Raw genomic sequence first — 16564 nt, 5'->3', positions numbered from 1 at the left:
CTTTCTGCGGAAGGAGTCGTGCCAATTTGGAGCATGCGGCGGCAGAATCAGGCCTGCTGAAGCGCCAGTTGCCGGCGCTTGAGGATCTCCGGGACAATCTCCACGACAAGCATCGCGATGAATATCAGGCCACAACCAAGATAACCCATGGGCGGCAGTTTCTCGCCGAGGAACATTGCGCCGAAGAAGGAGCCGAACAGAGCTTCCGACGAAAGGAAGATCGCCGCCTGCGGAGCCGTGGTGTAGCGCTGCCCGATGACTTGAAGGACGAATGCCAATCCGGATGAAACCAGCCCGACATAGAGGATTTCCACCAAGGACTGGTGAATGGCTGTTATCGAAATCGGCTCGACGAATATGCCGCATGCCATTGCAAGAACGGCGCAGGTGGCAAATTGCGTGGCTGAAAGGGCGAGAGGGCGGGCGGACCGGCTGACGAAATGGCCAGCAAGCACGATCTGCATGGCCCAGAACACGGCACAGAAAATGCTCCACGCGTCTCCGGTCGAGATCTGGGTTACATTGCCGCCAGCAAGAAGGAAGATGCCCGCGAGCGCGAGAAGGGCAACCGGCCAGACAATCCAGTGCGGCGAGCGGCGGAAGAGCAGGATGGAGATGACCGGAACGAAGATGACGTAGAGGCCGGTCAGAAAGCTTGAATTGGTCACCGTCGTTGTCTGCAGGCCGATTTGCTGCGTGATGGCGCCGCCAAAAAGGGCGAGACCGACCAGGAAGAAAGAGGCGAACTCGGCCTTGACCGCAGGCTTGCCCATTCTCTTGTGCTCGATCAGCGCGAAAGGCAGAACGGCTATGGCGGCAATGGCAAAACGAATGCCGACGAACCAGAAGGGGCCGATCGTATCCATCGCCGTTGCCTGCGCGACAAAGCCGCCGCCCCAGATGGCGGCTGCAAGAAGAAGAACGAGATTGGCTTGTACGCGGGTCATGGGCGGCCTGAAGATTTGGCCCGGCACTATCACACAAACCCGATCACCCCGCCGATAAGGCGAGGAGAGTTCAGTGGAGCAATGTGATGCCGGAATTTAAGCAATGCTTGGGCTTTAGCAGTGGCTTAAATCCCGTTCAAGTGGCATTATTGTACGGCTGTTTAACAAGCTCTGCTTTTTGCAGGCTTTACGGCGGCGTCCTGCGGCGGCATGCGGAAGCTCACGCGCCAGAAGCCTGCGGCGGCCACCGAGCAGAGGGCGATGAAGCCGCCATAGATCAATCGGGTGTGGCTATCGGCCGGTTCCGCCAGAAGAAGTTGCGGCGTCACCATCTGCGAAATACCCGGAAGCTCGGAGGCGGATGCTGTTCCCACGATTGCAAAAGTCGTCAGGATCACAGCGAAGAAAACGGTGCCGGCCACCAGGAAGCTGGCGCTTCTCTGCCGGTTCCGGATTTTGACGGTGCTCTGTTCGTCATCCAGAAACATCTTCCACAACTCCTTCCAAGCCCTTTCGATGCTTGCAGAAAAGCCTTTGAAAGCGACGCCATGGAGACGGGATTACGGCAGTCGCCAGCATTTATTGTGGCAAAATCAAGGCAAGGGTTAACAGGCGGGAAACCATGATCGGGTGGCGGGGTCCCGTCTGCGGATTGCCCGGCAAGGGGCGTGTTCTGGCGATACCTGTTTTGTCGCGTTTTTTGCCGTTTGTGCTTGAAACAGCCAGCCAGTTTCTTCATAGAAAGTCCTGGCAAAACCGCTCTGGCTTGCCGTTCTCAACAGCCTTAGGATCTACTCATCATGGCCTTCCTTGCCGATGCACTTTCCCGCGTGAAGCCGTCCGCCACCATTGCCGTTTCGCAAAAGGCCCGCGAACTTAAAGCCAAAGGCCGCGATGTGATTGGTCTTGGTGCTGGTGAGCCTGATTTCGATACGCCGGACAATGTGAAGCAAGCTGCCATCGACGCGATCAATCGCGGCGAGACCAAGTACACGCCGGTTGCCGGCATTCCGCAGCTGCGCGAAGCCATCGCTGCCAAGTTCAAGCGCGAGAATGGCCTGGATTACACCGCCGCCCAGACGATCGTGGGCACGGGTGGAAAGCAGATTCTTTTCAATGCCTTCATGGCGACGCTCAATCCGGGCGATGAAGTGATCATTCCGGCACCTTACTGGGTTTCCTATCCGGAAATGGTCTCGCTTTGCGGCGGTACTCCGGTATTCGTTTCCGCCTCGCAGGAAAATAACTTCAAGCTGCAGGCCGCCGATCTGGAGAAGGCCATCACGCCGAAGACGAAGTGGTTCATTTTCAACTCTCCGTCCAACCCATCCGGCGCTGCCTATAGCCATGACGAGTTGAAGGCCCTGACCGATGTGCTGGTCAAGCATCCGCATGTCTGGGTACTGACGGACGACATGTATGAGCACCTGACCTTCGGTGACTTCAAGTTTGTCACGCCGGTTCAGGTCGAGCCGAAGCTCTACGACCGTACCCTGACGATGAACGGTGTTTCCAAGGCCTATGCCATGACTGGCTGGCGCATTGGCTATGCTGCAGGTCCACTGGAACTGATCAAGGCCATGGACATGATTCAGGGTCAGCAGACATCCGGCGCTTCCTCCATCGCGCAATGGGCGGCTGTTGAGGCATTGAACGGTCCGCAGGATTTCGTTGCCAAGAACAAGAAGATCTTCGAAGGCCGTCGTGACCTCGTTGTATCCATGTTGAACCAGGCCAAGGGCATTTCCTGCCCGAACCCGGAGGGCGCATTCTATGTTTACCCCTCCTGCGCCGGTTTGATTGGCAAGACCGCGCCGTCCGGCAAGGTCATCGAAACGGATGAGGATTTCGTCACGGAGCTTCTGGAAACGGAAGGCGTGGCTGTGGTTCACGGTTCGGCCTTCGGCCTCGGACCTAACTTCCGCATTTCCTATGCGACATCGGAAGACCAGCTGGAAGAGGCATGCCGCCGCATCCAGCGCTTCTGCAATAACTGCAAGTAAGCGGCTGGCTTTTGTGATTGTGAGGGGCTCGCCAGCAATGGCGGGCCCTTTTCCTTTAGGGTCTTTATGCCTTTGTCAGCTTGATAATACTGGATTGGCCGCCGCCGCGCTGTTCTGTCACCGCGTAGACAGCGCCATCCGGACCCACCTTCACATCACGAATTCGCGCCTCCAGAGGCACGCGTTCTTCGTATTTCACCTTGTCGCCATCCATGTGCAGCACAACGACGCCTTGGCTCACGAGGCCGCCGACAAGGAAAGCTCCTTTCCACTCGGGGATGGCATCTGCATTGTAGAATGCCATGCCGGAGGGGGCGATAACGGGATCCCAGTAGTAAAGGGGCTGCTCTGTATTGGCCATTTGGGTGATGCCCTTGCCGACAGGATTGCCGCTATACTCCACGCCGTAGGTGACTTCCGGCCAGCCATAGTTCTTGCCAGCCTCTGGACGGTTCAATTCGTCGCCGCCACGTGGACCATGTTCGACGGTCCACAAGCGGCCTTTATCGTCTACGGTTGCCGATTGCAGGTTTCTGTGGCCGAGCGACCAGATTTCCGGCAGTGCATCCTTCTGCTTGGCGAAGGGGTTTCCGTCGAAGGGCTTGCCCGCCTGCGTGATGCGGAAAATCTTGCCAAGGCCGCTGGATAGTTCCTGGGCTTGAACGCGCGGTTCCGCATCGGAACGCTCGCCAACCGTGACATAAAGCTCACCCTTTGCGCCGAAGGCCAGTCGTGAGCCGAAATGCTTGTTGCCGTCATAGCTCGGTGTCTGCCGGAAGATGACCTTGACGTTTTCCAGCTTGCCGCCGCCCTTGTCATCCGGCACCAGTTTTGCAGAAGCCACCGACGTGCCATTCCCGTCTTCCCTTTGTTCAGAGAAGGAGAAGAAGATCATGCCGGATGTGCCGTAATCCGGTGCGAGTGCCACATCCAGCAAGCCGCCCTGACCAACAGCCAGAACCTTCGGCACGCCATCGAGAGCCGGTCCGGGCTTTCCCTCGGCGGAAAGAATATGCATCTTGCCCTGCTTGGCGGTTACCAGCATGCGACCATCAGGCAGGAATTCCATCGCCCATAGATGGGGTAGGCCGTCCGCAATCACTTGCTTCTTCACGCTGACCGGCTGAGCTGGCTGCGGTGCTCGGGTTTGCCCGGCAAAGGCGGGCTTCTGATCGGGAGCATTGGCGGGTCTTGTTTCTGCCGGTTTGCCTTGCGCCATGGCGGCAAAGGGCAGGGCTGCCGCACTGGCAGAAAGAAGGGTACCGGCAATCAGTCGTCTGACAGTCTTCATCAGGATCTCCCATAGGTGTCCGCAACGCACGAAAGCAAAGCCTCATAATCCATCGTGCGCTGCGCCAGCATTAACCTAGGCATGCTTGCCGCCCTTGGCTTCACACGCATTGTTCAAGTTTGCTTTACCGGCGCGTGTGCCGTTCATGTTCTGGTTCACCGCCTTGGCAAAGTGAATCCGCTCTTCCGGTCAACCATCGGTTATGGCTCTACAATCCCAGAATGGTCAGCATGATGAAGGTGGAGAAAAGCACGAAATGCGTCATGCCCTCGATGGCGTTTGTTTCCCCATCATTCAGGTTGATGGCGGCGGCAATGAGCGTGATGATAACCATCACCGTTTGCACCGGTGTCATCGCCATGATGAAGGGCTGGCCACTGTAGAGGGCAATGCCTTCCATAACGGGCACCGTGAGGATGACAGTGGAAAGCGAGGCGCCCATGGCAATGTTGACGGTGGCCTGCATCCGGTTTCGCAGCGCGGCGCGCAAGGCGGTCAGGATTTCCGGAGCAGCGGAAATTGCCGCTACGATGACGGCCATCAGCGCCGGTGGAGCCCCGCTGCCCTGCAGGCCGAGGTTCAGGAAGGCGGACATGAATTCTGCCAGAACCCCGATGATGACCACACCGGCCAGAATGATGCCAATTGCCAGAGCCGCAGAAGCCTGCGGCTCTTCCTGTGCCGATTGGCCGGAACCCGTTGCTGGTGGTGCGCCAGCGGCAGAGGCTGGCTTGTTGCGCGGATAGCTGTAGCTGAAGAAATAGCTGTGTGCGCCCACCTGCATGCGCAGGAACAGGGCATAGAGTGCAATCATCGCGCAGATGGTGAAGGCCGAATAATAGTGCCACCGGTCGGCGGGAACGAATTCCGGCACGATCATGGAAATGCCCATGGCGGTCAGGATCATGACGCCATAGGTCTTGCCGGAATTGTCGTTATATTCCTGCTCGCCGTGGCGCAGGCCGCCCAGCAGCGCCGCCAGGCCAAGTATGCCGTTGATGTCCAGCATCACCGCCGCATAGATCGTGTCTCGCACCAGAGTGGGCGATTCCGAATTGTTCATCAGGATTGCCAGGATCAGCACTTCCACCGCCACGGCCGAGAGCGTGAGGATCATTGTGCCGTAGGGATCGCCAACTTTCTGCGCGAGGATTTCTGCCGCATGGGCGACGCGGGTGGAGACGAGAACGATGACCGCAATCAGGGCGATTGCGGCCAGGATGGCCGCGAGCTTTCCCATTTCCAGAACGGAATGTTCGAGGAAGAAGCCAGCGATTGTAATAATGGCAGCAAGGACCAGAAACTTTTCTCGCTTCAAAAGTGATGGCATCCTGAACAGGGCTCCTGTTGAAGAGAGCTATCTATCGCGCTCTGTTTGCGCATCAAGCGGTGCCCGTCATCCTCGTTTCGGTTGCGTGGGAACCGAGTGCTGCTTTCTGCAATTTCCATGGGTGAACAAGCCAAACCGGCAAAACGCAGGAGGAAATCTATGGCCAAGGTTGTTTATCAGGTTGTTGAGCACGATGGCGGCTGGGCCTATCGGCTGGGCGATGTCTACTCCGAAACCTTCGCTTCGCATGCCGATGCCTTGCAGGCAGCCCGCATTGTTGCGGCGGAGCAGCAGGTTGGGGGAGATCCCGAGGAGATCAGCTGGCAGGACGAGAACGGCGTCTGGCACGTCGAATATAGCGATGGTGGCGATCGGCCTGAAGCGGAAGTGGAAGATACCGCGCGTTGATATCCGGACGCACAGCAAGAAGGCCCGCCTTGGGGGCGGGCCTTCCAGGCTTATGCTGATTACTCAGCCGCTGCCAGCGTGGGATAGTCCGTATAGCCTTCCGCGCCGCCGCCATAGAGCGTGCTGGGGTTCACCTCGTTCCAGGCTGCGCCATCCTTGATGCGGCGTACCAGATCCGGGTTTGCAATGAACGGCTTGCCGAAGGACACAAGATCCGCCTGGCCGGTTTCCACGGCCTTGGCTGCGCTTTCAGCCGTATAGCCGTTATTGACCATCCAGGCACCCTTGCCGCCAGCATTCACATAGGCCGCCTTGAAGGCAGCGTAATCGAAATGCGCGCCCTCATACTGGTGGTCACGCGGGCCGCCTGTTGCGCCTTCGATCACATGAATGAAGGCAAGATTGCGCTTTGCCAGCTCTGTCACAACGTAGTTGAATACGGCCTGAGGATCGGAATCGCTCACGTCATTGGCAGGCGTGGTGGGCGACAGGCGAATGCCGGTCTTGCCCGCTCCGATTTCCTTCGCCACGGCATCCACCACTTCGAGCGTCAGACGGGCACGGTTCTCAATGGAGCCGCCATAGGCATCGCTGCGCTTGTTGGCGCCATCCTTCATGAACTGGTCGAGCAGATACCCGTTGGCCGCATGGATTTCCACACCATCGAAGCCAGCATCTACGGCATTGCGCGCCGCCTTGCGGAAATCTTCGACAATGCCCGGAAGCTCTGCCAGTTCGAGTGCACGCGGCTCCGAGGTGTCGGCAAAAGCGCCGGTGCCGTCTTCGTTCAGAATGTAGGTCTTCGATTTTGCCACCAGTGCAGAAGGGGCAACGGGGGCTGCGCCATTCGGCTGCAGGGAGACATGCGAAACGCGGCCCACATGCCAGAGCTGGGCGACAATCTTGCCGCCACGCTGGTGCACGGCGTCGGTCACCTTCTTCCAGCCTGCCAGCGCTTCTGGCGTATAAAGACCGGGTACGTCCGCATAGCCCTGGCCCTGATGGGTGATGGCCGTGCCTTCCGATACGATCAGGCCAGCGCTTGCGCGCTGCTCATAATAGACCACGTTCAGATCGTTCGGCACTGCCTTGGGAGAGCGGTTGCGTGTCAATGGTGCCATGACGATGCGATTGCTGAGTGTGAGATCGCCAAAGGTAACGCTATCGAATAGATTAGGCATTGTTTCCTCATGTTTGCACGAGTTAGGGGGAGGGGAACTCACAGAGAGTTCTTGAGATGATCGATGAAGCGGCCAATTGCCTCCTCATCGCGATGGTAAAATGTCCACTGACCAACCTTGCGGGTTTTCACCAGTCCCGCCTTTTCAAGGGTGGAAAGATGCGCAGAGACGGTCGACTGCGAAAGGCCGCAGCGCTTCTCGAACTGGTTTGCGCAGATGCCCATTTCCAGCGGATGGGCTTGTGAGGAGAAATTCTCCTCCGGGTGGCGCATCCATTCCAGAAACTCGACGCGCACCGGATGGGAAAGCGCCTTCAAGATCTCATGTCTATCCATTGTGCCTCCTTCCGGGTCTATCGATACATCGCTCTGTACCGATATATAAATCGCCATAACGCGATTTTAAGGGGCAGGTGTAAAAAAAAAGGGCCCGCGAAACGGGCCCGGAAAACGAAGGTTTCAAAACCTCCAGAGGGGAACAGCTGACAGGCAGAGGAATTGTCCAGTGCCAGCCGTGTCTCAATATGGGAGGCTGTGCCAAAATAGGCAAGTGAAGTCGGGACCTGCTTGTATGAGTTTTTCTGAACATCAAAAACAGCTGGTAAAAAAAGAGGGCCGCCGGATCGCTCCAGGGCCCTATAAAGTGTGAAGGTCAAATAACCTCCAGAGGGGAACAGCTGCTGCGGTGGAACTGGGAGGAAAGCCACCATGTGCATCAGCTGAGTGCGATATGGTGCTTTATTGTGCAGCGAACAATGCTTTTTTGTGCAGGGCAGCCATGTTTTTTCGCATTGGTGGGTTTGAAAGCGCATGAAAAATGGCGCTGCCTGAGGGGCAACGCCATGTAATTGTTCAACAAAAAGCCGTTCTTTGGACTTTCGCATTGCGCCGGCAGAGGCGTCAGAAATTCCAGTTTCTTGCCTTGGCCACAATAAAATCTCTGAAGACTTTCAATTTGGCTGCGTTCTTCATCTCGTCCGGATAGCAGAAATAGGTGTCGAAGGACGGGATGTCGGCGTTGATGGCGAGCTGAATCAGCCCCGGATCGCGGCCGACGATATAATCCGGCAGAACTGCAATGCCGATGCCCAGAAGGCAGGCGCGCTTGATCGATGTCTGGCTGTTGATCTGCAAGTGCGGAAGCCGCGGATTGTCGGAAGAACGACCTGCATATTCCAGCCAGTTGACATCCAGCAGGTAATTGGGTGCAGGTTCACCGAAGGTGATGATGCGGTGACTGTCCAGATCCTCGATCGTCTGCGGCTCGCCGAAGCGATTGATGTAGGACGGTGCCGCATAGACGTGCATATGCACGGTGAAGAGCTTGCGCTGGATGAGATCCGACTGCTGCGGCTGCCGCAGGCGAATGGCGCAATCGGCGTGGCGCATGTTCACATCCAGCTCCTCGTTGTCGAGGATGAGCTGAATCGACATTTCCGGATACAGTTGCAGGAACTCTTGCACCTTGTCCGTCAGCCAACCCTGGCCAAGGCCAACGGTGGTGGTGACGCGCAATTTGCCGCTCGGTTTTTCCGTGGTTTCCGTCAGCTGAACCTTCACGGTTTCCAGCTTCAGAAGCACATCATGCGCTGTGCGATACAGCAACTCACCCTGCTCGGTGAGGATCAGGCCGCGTGCATGGCGATGGAACAGCTTGACGCCGACATCCTGCTCCAGCGCGCTGACCTGACGGCTGATCGCGGACTGGGAGAGGTGAAGCTTATCTGCCGCATGCGTGAAAGATCCTGCCTCTGCCGCTGCGTGGAAGATGCGCAGTTTGTCCCAGTCCAGTGGTACGCCCATGATTACTCCGCGGCCTGCGCCATTGGTTGAATGCCTGCGAGAAAACGCTCAGCCTCAAGAGCCGCCATGCAGCCCATGCCTGCGGCCGTAATGGCCTGCCGGAAGGTATCGTCCGTCACGTCTCCGGCGGCAAAAACGCCAGGGACATCTGTTGCGGTCGAATCTGGCGCGGTCCAGAGATAGCCGTTCGGTTTCAGCTTCAGCTGATCCTTGAACAATTCAACAGCAGGCGCATGGCCAATTGCGACAAAGACACCGTCAATGGCCTGCTCACTGATCTCGCCCGTTTTCGTGTTGCGCAGGCGCACGCCGGAAACGGAAGGGGGCATTGGCGGCTTTGCCGCTTCGCCGGTGATCTCGGCGATTTCCGTATTCCACATCACATTGACATTGGGGCGCTGGAACAGGCGTTCCTGGAGTATTTTCTCGGAACGGAAGCTGTCGCGCCGGTGCACGACCGTGACCGATTTGGCGATGTTGGAGAGATAGAGCGCTTCCTCGACGGCAGAATTGCCGCCGCCGACAACGATGACATCCTTGTTGCGATAGAAGAAACCATCGCAGGTGGCGCAGGCTGAAACGCCGAAGCCCTGGAAGTGCTGTTCGCTTTCGATGCCGAGCCATTTCGCCTTGGCGCCCGTGGCAATCACCAGCGTATCCGCCGTCCAGACCTGGCCGGAATCGGTGTGTATCGTGAAGGGGCGGCTGCCCAGTTTCACTTCCGTGACGAGGTCGTTGACGATTTCCGTGCCGACATGCTGCGCCTGTTTCAGCATCTGCTCCATGAGCCACGGCCCTTGAATGGGATCTGCAAAGCCGGGGTAATTCTCGACATCGGTGGTGATCATCAACTGCCCACCTTGCTCCATGCCAGCAATCAGCACTGGCTTCAGCATGGCGCGGGCGGCGTAGATGGCGGCTGTGTAGCCAGCGGGGCCTGAGCCGATTATAAGGACCTGCGTGTGACGGGCAGACATGATAGTGATCCTTCAGGAATTTCAGCTGTGATGGCCGCGTCGGGCCATCGGCAATGCATATGTTGCCAAATCTTGCCTTCATTTATGATTGAACCATGCATCAATTCAAGGGCAGCCTTGCGTCAGCGTCACGTCTTGCGCCTTTACGCACAATATAAGTAAAGGGTGAGGCCGGTTTTCCGGTGAATTCCTTGCGTTCGCTGGCGCATTGTCTAAAAGGCAAACCAAACGACAGAACGGGAGTTTCGCGTGCTGCGAGTCGAACTCGATGCTACCGACATCAAGATCCTGCGCGAATTGCAGCGGGATGGCCGTATGACCAATGTGGAACTGGCCGAGCGGGTCGGTATTTCCGCACCGCCGTGCCTGCGCCGTGTGCGCAAGCTGGAAGAGCTTGGCGTGATCGAGGGTTACGCCGCCATCCTCAATGGCCCCAAGCTGGGCTATGATCTTGTGGCCTTTTGTCTGGTTGGATTGAAGCACCAGTCGGAAGCCAATCTCAAGGCATTTGCCTCCCTGGCTGAAAGCTGGCCGATCGTGCGTGAGGCCTGGATGGTCTCCGGCGATAGCGATTTCCTGCTTCGATGCACGGCCGAAAACCTCACCAAGTTTCAGGACTTTGTGATCGAAGTTCTGGCGGCCAATGAGCATGTGGATACGGTCCGAACCATGCTGACAATCCGTCAGGTGAAAAAGCTCGGTCTCGTTGAGATTTGAGGAGAAGGGGATGTTTCCCCTTCAATCGGCTTTTAAAAGTCTGGCGTAAACCTGGCCGATCGCCGTTGCCTCTCGTTCAATAGAGAAGTTTTGGCGGGCGTGGGTGAGGGCGGATGTAGCCGAAGCGCTCAAAAGCCCATCATCCTGGAGATAGGGTTCAGCCGCTTCGACAAACCGATCCACGGAATCGCGACCGACAATTCGGCCTGTCTGACCATCGACGATAAGCTCCGGAAACGCGCCGACATCGGACGCGATGACCGGCACGCCGGTTGCCATGGCTTCCAGCGGGGTGAGGCCGAAGCCCTCCCAGCGTTGCGGCGCGATGAAAAGATCAAGCGCACGATACCATTCTGGAATGTTCGTATGTTCGCCGACAAACAGGATGCGCTCGGAAAGACCGGCGGCCTTTACCTTGGCCTTCAATTCCTCTTCGAAAGCGGCATGTTTTGCCGTAGCCCGGCCTGCAATCACGGCCTTCCAAAGCGGATGGGCGGGCAGGAGCCGCAGCATCGTATCGACAAAAATATCAGTACCTTTTTGATGGCGCACGCGGCCAAAGCAGCCAATATAGTTGAAGGCGGGATCAAGCCCCACTTTCTGTTTCGCTTCCTGCCTGTTCAAGGGTGGAGAAAAACGCTCAAGGTCAATCCCGTGCAGAATGACCGTGCTCTCGCGCTCAAGATAGCTTGCGGTTTTTGCAGAGACGGCAATCACGTGATCCATTCGGGAGATCAGCCACTTCGTCCAACCCGTGTGCTGCCGTTGCGAGGCGGATGTGAACAGAAGTTTCAGCGGCATGCGCAGCACGTCGCGAAGAATGATGCCGGGCAACATCTCAATGTTGCGTCGAGCATGCCAGACCCGATGGCTTTGGCCCTCCGGCGCTTTCCACAGCTGAGGCACATCAAGCCATCCCATGAAGGGCAGGGATGCAGGGAGCCCAGGCCCGAGGGTTGTAACCCTCTGGCCCAGGCGGTTTTGAACAGGGACAAGCTGAATGACGGTAGAGGTCACGCCGGAAAGGCGACGCTTGAAATGCGGCGCGATTACCGAGACCTGAGAGAGACGCGAAGGCACAGTGACCCCTCAACCAATCGTGGTTAGCCCCAGGTGATGGACAGGATTTCGTAGGCCTTCGAGCCGCCAGGTGCGTTGACTTCAATCGAGTCACCAGCTTCCTTGCCAATCAGGGCGCGGGCGATGGGGGAGGAAATGGAGATCTTTCCACCCTTCACATCGGCTTCCTGATCGCCAACGATCTGGTACACCTTTTCTTCTTCGGTATCTTCATCCACCAGTTTGACGGTGGCGCCGAACTTGATTTTCGAGCCCGACATTTTCGACAGGTCGATCACTTCTGCACGTGCCGTGAGATCTTCCAGCTCGGTAATGCGGCCCTCATTGTGGCTCTGCGCTTCCTTGGCAGCATGGTACTCGGCATTTTCCGAAAGGTCGCCATGGGCGCGCGCTTCCGCAATGGCCTCGATGATGCGGGGACGTTCCTCCTGCTGACGCCAGCGCAGTTCCTCCTGCAATTGGGCGAAACCGGATTGCGTCATCGGTACCTTTTCAACCATTTTTCCTTTTCCTCAGTATCATGCCTGCTTGCTGCGGACACAAAAAGAAACAGGTCCCGGAGCGAAACTCCGGAACCATGTGAAAATTCTCGCTTCGGCGATCATAGCAGAGTCGTCGAGCGGATTTCCAGAAAATTCGAGATAGGGCTTCGGGCGGTTTTGCACAGCGTAGCGATAAAAGCTTTCTCTTATTTCCGCCGTTCTTGACAATCAGGCTGAGAACATATAGTGAACAATGCAATGAAAAAGTCGATGAAAGAACGTCTGGCCATTCTCTCAGATGCTGCAAAATATGATGCATCCTGCGCATCGAGCGGCACAACGAGGCGGGATTCGACGTCGAGCGGAGGGCTCGGTTCCACGGAAGGTTCTGGCATCTGCCATGCTTACGCGCCGGATGGCCGCTGCATTTCGCTGCTGAAAATACTGCTGACGAATTTCTGCATTTACGACTGCGCCTATTGCATCAACCGTTCCTCCTCCAATGTGGAGAGGGCACGGTTTACGCCGGAGGAGGTGATTTGGCTGACAATGGAGTTCTACCGCCGGAACTACATTGAAGGTCTTTTCCTCTCCTCCGGCATCATTCGCTCATCCGATCACACCATGGAGGAGATGGTGAAAATTGCGCGTGATTTGCGCACGGTTCACGGGTTTCGCGGTTACATTCATTTGAAAACCATCCCGGAAGCTTCGCCAGCGTTGATCGAGCAGGCAGGTCTTTATGCTGATCGTCTGTCTATCAATATTGAGCTTCCGACTGATTTGGGTATCAGCCAGTTCGCGCCTGAAAAGCGGCCCGACGGCATTCGCCGCGCTATGGGCGATCTGCGACTGAAAATTGAAGATGCCTCCGAACCCACCCTGAAGACAAAACGCAGAAAACGCTTCGTGCCAGCGGGTCAGAGCACGCAGATGATTGTGGGTGCTGATGGTGCCAATGACGCGACTATTCTTGGCACGAGTGCGCGTCTTTACGGCAGCTATGGTTTGAAGCGCGTCTATTATTCGGCCTTTAGCCCCATTCCGGATTCGTCTTCAAAACTGCCTCTAATCAAGCCGCCACTGATCCGCGAGCATCGTCTTTATCAGGCGGATTGGCTCTATCGATTTTATGGATTCGATATCGGGGAAATCACCTCTGTGGCGTCTGACGGTAATCTCGATCTTGAGCTTGATCCGAAGCTTGCCTGGGCGCTGGCGAACCGAGACGGTTTTCCCGTCAATATCAACCGGGCTTCCAAGGAGATGTTGTTGCGGGTGCCGGGACTGGGTACGAAAACGGTTAAATCCATCCTGTCATCGCGTCGTTTCCGCCGTCTGCGATTGGAAGATTTAGGACGGCTTGGCGTTTCTCTCCGCAAGGTCCAGCCATTTATCGAAGCCGAAGGCTGGACGCCGAAACGCATACTGGAGCGTTCTGATCTGCGGCAAATGTTTTCTCCGCAACCTGAACAATTGACACTTTTCTGATGCTGACGATCAAGCTTCAGGGGCGCGGCGAATTGGAAGAGTGGCGCAGTGCGGCCCGCTCGCTTCTTATGGCCGACATTGCCCCCTCGGAGATCAGTTGGAATGTCGAGACTGATAGCAATCCTGTGCTTGGATTTGGCGAGGATGCTCTTCCCGCGCCCAAGCCTGGTATTCAGCCCATTCACGTTCCGCAAGCCTTTGTCGATTTGGCACAAACCGTTCTTTGCCATAGTGATCCAATGCGGTTCGCGCTCCTGTATCGGCTGTTATGGCGTATCCGCAGCGAGCGTCAGTTGCTGGGCGTGATTTCCGATCCCGACGTGATTGAAGCGCGTCAATTGGAAAAATCCGTGCGGCGAGACAGCCATAAAATGAAGGCCTTCGTTCGCTTCAAGGAAGTGCCTTCCCGCGATCCTCTGGGTCAGCGCCGCGCCTTCATCTCATGGTTTGAGCCAGATCATTTCATCGTGGCTCGGATGGCGCCTTTCTTCAAGCGGCGCTTCTTCGACATGGATTGGGTGATTGCTACACCGAAGGGCTCTGCCGCCTGGGATGGAGAGGAGCTGACCCTTTCCGATGAGCCAGCCGAAAAGCCTGATATTCGGGATGATGCCGATGATCTGTGGCGTATCTATTATGCCAATATTTTCAATCCGGCACGCCTGAAGATCAAGGCAATGACGGCGGAAATGCCGAAGAAGTATTGGAAGAACTTACCCGAGGCAGAACTCATCCCGGATTTGATCGCCAATGCCGAAGCCAAGGTGCGGGAGATGGCGGCGCGTGCAGCATCGCAGCCGCCAGCGTTTCACCAGCGATTGCAGGAAAGAATGGCGCTGGGGCAGGAGCCGGATTCTATCTTCGAAGCGGGCAGCCTTGCTGCCCTTCGCCATGAAGCGCGAAACTGCACGCGATGCGATTTGCATTGCAAGGCAACGCAGACCGTATTCGGCGAAGGGCCAGCCGATGCTTCCGTTATGTTCGTTGGTGAGCAGCCGGGGGATCATGAGGATCTGGCCGGGCGACCCTTTATCGGGCCTGCAGGCAGAGTCTTCAATCAGGTATTGGGCGAGGTTGGGCTTGATCGTGAGGCATTCTATCTCACCAACGCGGTCAAGCACTTCAAATACGAGCCACGCGGCAAGAAGCGCATCCACCAGAAGCCGAACCAGGCGGAGATCCAGCAATGCCGCTGGTGGCTGACCCGCGAGATTGAGCTTGTGAAGCCGAAACTGGTGGTCGCCATGGGTGCGACGGCCTATTATGCACTCACTGATGGACGCGAAAAGCTGGAGCATGTTCGGGGCCGGTTGCTGCCCATGAGCAGCGGATGCATGCTGTTCGTCACTGTCCATCCCTCTTACCTCTTGCGGCTTCCGGATGATGCCACCAAGAGCCGGGAGTTGGCGCGGTTTATCGATGATATGAGCAAGGTTAGGCTCTGGATGGAGTCCTTCTGTCGGTCACCGCAGCGATAGATTTGTCGGTTGTTAAGACGTGAAATTGGGGTCTGGCGGAAGGTTTGCCGGTGAATAGGCATCGGCCTGCAATCGAACCTTCACGGATTCGTGGATCAAAGCATCCGATGCGATCAGTCTCCGGTCGTAGCGGGGAATGTACCAACCGCCAGTCTTGCCGCCGGATCGCCATGAGGTTTTCGGGATGGCGCGGGGAAGCCATTCGGCGATTGGCCAGAACGTGTTCATGGAATCATGCAGCGGTGCGAGCTGGTTTGGCGAGACATATTTGCCGCCTTTTTCGCCCATGACGAGATTGGCAATTGCCCTCTCCGAATAAATCAGTCCGGTGGGGCGTGTTTCGTTGACCATCCAGCACAGCGGAATCTTGATCTGGCCGCTTTCGACTTCGGGGTACCCGCCGCCCACATCACCGTGAACGCCTGCAAACCACACTTCTTTGACATTTTGCTTGTGAACTTCCTTGGGACGGAATGGCCCACCCCAGTAGGGCTGGTCGATTGCCCAGAGTTCCGGCTGAAACATGGTGCGCTGCTCATCAATGGCGACGGCATGGCGAACCACTTCGACACTGGGATTGCGATGCGTGAAGGGATGCGTTTTGAACTGTGGGCCGAACTTTCCCGGTTCGATAACGGAGGCCACTGTGTCAAACAGGCCGAGAAGCTTGATGGGCGGCCGGTCGTTGCGAAGTGTCCGCTCGTAAAGTCTCATGCTGCGAAATGCGGACGGTGCTTCGCCATGCACATCATCCGATTGCAGCATCTGCTCTTTGTCTGGAATACCTTTGTAGGTGCGATAGGCGTAGTCGAGAAGGTTCAGATGGATTTTCTTCGTCAGCCCGAAAGCGTGGATGAAGCCTGCGAGAACGCGGGCTGTGTAGGCACCGCGGCTGAAGCCGAATATGTAGATTCGATCACGGTCATGGTGTTTGCCATCCGCTGCCTTGGGGCCGGCATCATAGGTTTCCACCAGCATGCGATAGGCTTCCTTGACATTCTGATCCAGCCCCCATCCGGTGGCGAGCCCCCAGACCTCTGCCGCCTGCCGTTGCAGTTTCGACCATGCGTTAGGTGAGCCGAACGTGCCGACACCAGGATCGTAATAGACCACTTGATGTTCCGATCGCTCAAGGCAGCCGAAGAGGCGCAAGATATTGGTGCGGTCGGCCGAAATCTCGTTGGACGTACCATCGAACAGAATGACGATATTCTTAGCCATGGCCGCGCTCCAGTCAGAAGGTTGCGGGCAGGCTGACTGTTTCGCCCCAGTGTTTCAAGCTGCAAGATTTAGGGATGCCACGCAGCATGATGTTGATGTGCGGGAGACCATAAAAAAATGGCGGCACCTCGGGCGCCGCCATTTGCTTTTTGTCCG

At 56.8% G+C, this 16564-nt stretch carries 16 protein-coding genes; 5 read left to right on the top strand and 11 right to left on the bottom strand.

The annotated features are described in order from the left end of the window. Positions 1-47: 47 nt before the first annotated feature. Entirely contained in the window at positions 48-947 is a 900-nt protein-coding gene (locus ACFSE1_RS16505; RefSeq protein WP_377403667.1) for a DMT family transporter, read from the bottom strand. Between the two features lie 161 nt (positions 948-1108). Further along, positions 1109-1435, bottom strand: coding sequence for a hypothetical protein (locus tag ACFSE1_RS16500; RefSeq protein WP_377403665.1), 327 nt, complete (start codon positions 1433-1435; stop codon positions 1109-1111). A 312-nt stretch (positions 1436-1747) separates the two neighbouring features. Here ACFSE1_RS16500 and ACFSE1_RS16495 point away from each other — a divergent pair, with 312 nt between their 5' ends. Next, complete coding sequence (locus ACFSE1_RS16495; protein ID WP_377403664.1) at positions 1748-2950, top strand: pyridoxal phosphate-dependent aminotransferase; 1203 nt, start codon at positions 1748-1750, stop codon at positions 2948-2950. 64 nt (positions 2951-3014) lie between these two features. Here the strand turns inward: ACFSE1_RS16495 and ACFSE1_RS16490 are convergent, their stop codons facing one another. Next, on the bottom strand, positions 3015-4241 hold the full coding sequence (locus ACFSE1_RS16490) for a PQQ-dependent sugar dehydrogenase (protein WP_377403662.1): 1227 nt from the start codon (positions 4239-4241) through the stop codon (positions 3015-3017). 208 nt (positions 4242-4449) lie between these two features. After that, a complete protein-coding gene (locus ACFSE1_RS16485) occupies positions 4450-5571 on the bottom strand; it encodes a calcium:cation antiporter (protein WP_377403660.1) in 1122 nt (373 codons plus the stop codon). A gap of 159 nt (positions 5572-5730) precedes the next feature. Between ACFSE1_RS16485 and ACFSE1_RS16480 the strand changes: the two genes are divergently transcribed. After that, on the top strand, positions 5731-5979 hold the full coding sequence (locus tag ACFSE1_RS16480) for a DUF2188 domain-containing protein (protein WP_377403658.1): 249 nt from the start codon (positions 5731-5733) through the stop codon (positions 5977-5979). A 59-nt stretch (positions 5980-6038) separates the two neighbouring features. On the opposite strand, the gene ACFSE1_RS16475 is transcribed toward ACFSE1_RS16480, so the two are convergent. The 4 genes from ACFSE1_RS16475 to trxB all read right to left on the bottom strand — a co-directional run bounded on the left by ACFSE1_RS16475 (position 6039) and on the right by trxB (position 9939). After that, positions 6039-7160, bottom strand: a complete 1122-nt coding sequence (locus tag ACFSE1_RS16475; protein ID WP_377403655.1) for an alkene reductase — start codon at positions 7158-7160, stop codon at positions 6039-6041. Positions 7161-7198: 38 nt separating this feature from the next. Continuing rightward, positions 7199-7495 carry an ArsR/SmtB family transcription factor gene (locus ACFSE1_RS16470; protein ID WP_377403652.1) on the bottom strand — a complete coding sequence of 99 codons (297 nt, stop codon included), beginning with the start codon at positions 7493-7495 and terminating at the stop codon, positions 7199-7201. A 564-nt stretch (positions 7496-8059) separates the two neighbouring features. Next, positions 8060-8962, bottom strand: a complete 903-nt coding sequence (locus ACFSE1_RS16465; protein ID WP_377403649.1) for a LysR family transcriptional regulator VtlR — start codon at positions 8960-8962, stop codon at positions 8060-8062. Between the two features lie 2 nt (positions 8963-8964). Beyond that, positions 8965-9939: a thioredoxin-disulfide reductase gene (gene trxB / locus ACFSE1_RS16460; protein WP_377403646.1), complete on the bottom strand. Its 975-nt coding sequence runs from the start codon at positions 9937-9939 to the stop codon at positions 8965-8967. A gap of 249 nt (positions 9940-10188) precedes the next feature. Between trxB and ACFSE1_RS16455 the strand changes: the two genes are divergently transcribed. After that, positions 10189-10656 (top strand): Lrp/AsnC family transcriptional regulator, encoded by a 468-nt coding sequence (locus ACFSE1_RS16455; protein WP_377403643.1) that lies wholly within the window; start codon positions 10189-10191, stop codon positions 10654-10656. A 21-nt stretch (positions 10657-10677) separates the two neighbouring features. On the opposite strand, the gene ACFSE1_RS16450 is transcribed toward ACFSE1_RS16455, so the two are convergent. Both ACFSE1_RS16450 and greA read right to left on the bottom strand, forming a co-directional pair. After that, complete coding sequence (locus ACFSE1_RS16450; RefSeq protein WP_377403640.1) at positions 10678-11736, bottom strand: glycosyltransferase family 4 protein; 1059 nt, start codon at positions 11734-11736, stop codon at positions 10678-10680. Positions 11737-11759: 23 nt separating this feature from the next. After that, positions 11760-12236, bottom strand: a complete 477-nt coding sequence (gene greA / locus ACFSE1_RS16445) for a transcription elongation factor GreA (protein ID WP_377403637.1) — start codon at positions 12234-12236, stop codon at positions 11760-11762. A 240-nt stretch (positions 12237-12476) separates the two neighbouring features. Here greA and ACFSE1_RS16440 point away from each other — a divergent pair, with 240 nt between their 5' ends. Continuing rightward, entirely contained in the window at positions 12477-13709 is a 1233-nt protein-coding gene (locus ACFSE1_RS16440) for a putative DNA modification/repair radical SAM protein (protein ID WP_377403634.1), read from the top strand. Continuing rightward, complete coding sequence (locus ACFSE1_RS16435) at positions 13709-15187, top strand: UdgX family uracil-DNA binding protein (RefSeq protein ID WP_377403631.1); 1479 nt, start codon at positions 13709-13711, stop codon at positions 15185-15187. Before ACFSE1_RS16440 ends, ACFSE1_RS16435 begins: the two co-directional genes overlap by 1 nt. 12 nt (positions 15188-15199) lie before the next feature. Here ACFSE1_RS16435 and ACFSE1_RS16430 read toward each other — a convergent pair whose 3' ends face one another. Beyond that, the gene (locus tag ACFSE1_RS16430) at positions 15200-16408 is read right to left on the bottom strand and encodes a T6SS phospholipase effector Tle1-like catalytic domain-containing protein (RefSeq protein ID WP_377403628.1); all 1209 of its coding nucleotides are present in this window, start codon (positions 16406-16408) and stop codon (positions 15200-15202) included. Between the last annotated feature and the right edge of the window lie 156 nt (positions 16409-16564).

This window comes from Affinirhizobium helianthi, assembly GCF_042680945.1.
Classification (GTDB): domain Bacteria; phylum Pseudomonadota; class Alphaproteobacteria; order Rhizobiales; family Rhizobiaceae; genus Neorhizobium; species Neorhizobium helianthi.
Note: the sequence above shows the minus strand (reverse complement) of the source record. Positions and strands in the feature narration are given on the sequence as shown.

Bases quoted from the DNA above. Each gene is read 5' to 3' on its own strand.
- ACFSE1_RS16505 (WP_377403667.1), bottom strand. From the start codon at position 947: ATGACCCGCGTACAAGCCAATCTCGTTCTTCTTCTTGCAGCCGCCATC.
- ACFSE1_RS16500 (WP_377403665.1), bottom strand. From the start codon at position 1,435: ATGTTTCTGGATGACGAACAGAGCACCGTCAAAATCCGGAACCGGCAG.
- ACFSE1_RS16495 (WP_377403664.1), top strand. From the start codon at position 1,748: ATGGCCTTCCTTGCCGATGCACTTTCCCGCGTGAAGCCGTCCGCCACC.
- ACFSE1_RS16490 (WP_377403662.1), bottom strand. From the start codon at position 4,241: ATGAAGACTGTCAGACGACTGATTGCCGGTACCCTTCTTTCTGCCAGT.
- ACFSE1_RS16485 (WP_377403660.1), bottom strand. From the start codon at position 5,571: ATGCCATCACTTTTGAAGCGAGAAAAGTTTCTGGTCCTTGCTGCCATT.
- ACFSE1_RS16480 (WP_377403658.1), top strand. From the start codon at position 5,731: ATGGCCAAGGTTGTTTATCAGGTTGTTGAGCACGATGGCGGCTGGGCC.
- ACFSE1_RS16475 (WP_377403655.1), bottom strand. From the start codon at position 7,160: ATGCCTAATCTATTCGATAGCGTTACCTTTGGCGATCTCACACTCAGC.
- ACFSE1_RS16470 (WP_377403652.1), bottom strand. From the start codon at position 7,495: ATGGATAGACATGAGATCTTGAAGGCGCTTTCCCATCCGGTGCGCGTC.
- ACFSE1_RS16465 (WP_377403649.1), bottom strand. From the start codon at position 8,962: ATGGGCGTACCACTGGACTGGGACAAACTGCGCATCTTCCACGCAGCG.
- trxB (WP_377403646.1), bottom strand. From the start codon at position 9,939: ATGTCTGCCCGTCACACGCAGGTCCTTATAATCGGCTCAGGCCCCGCT.
- greA (WP_377403637.1), bottom strand. From the start codon at position 12,236: ATGGTTGAAAAGGTACCGATGACGCAATCCGGTTTCGCCCAATTGCAG.
- ACFSE1_RS16440 (WP_377403634.1), top strand. From the start codon at position 12,477: ATGAAAAAGTCGATGAAAGAACGTCTGGCCATTCTCTCAGATGCTGCA.
- ACFSE1_RS16435 (WP_377403631.1), top strand. From the start codon at position 13,709: ATGCTGACGATCAAGCTTCAGGGGCGCGGCGAATTGGAAGAGTGGCGC.
- ACFSE1_RS16430 (WP_377403628.1), bottom strand. From the start codon at position 16,408: ATGGCTAAGAATATCGTCATTCTGTTCGATGGTACGTCCAACGAGATT.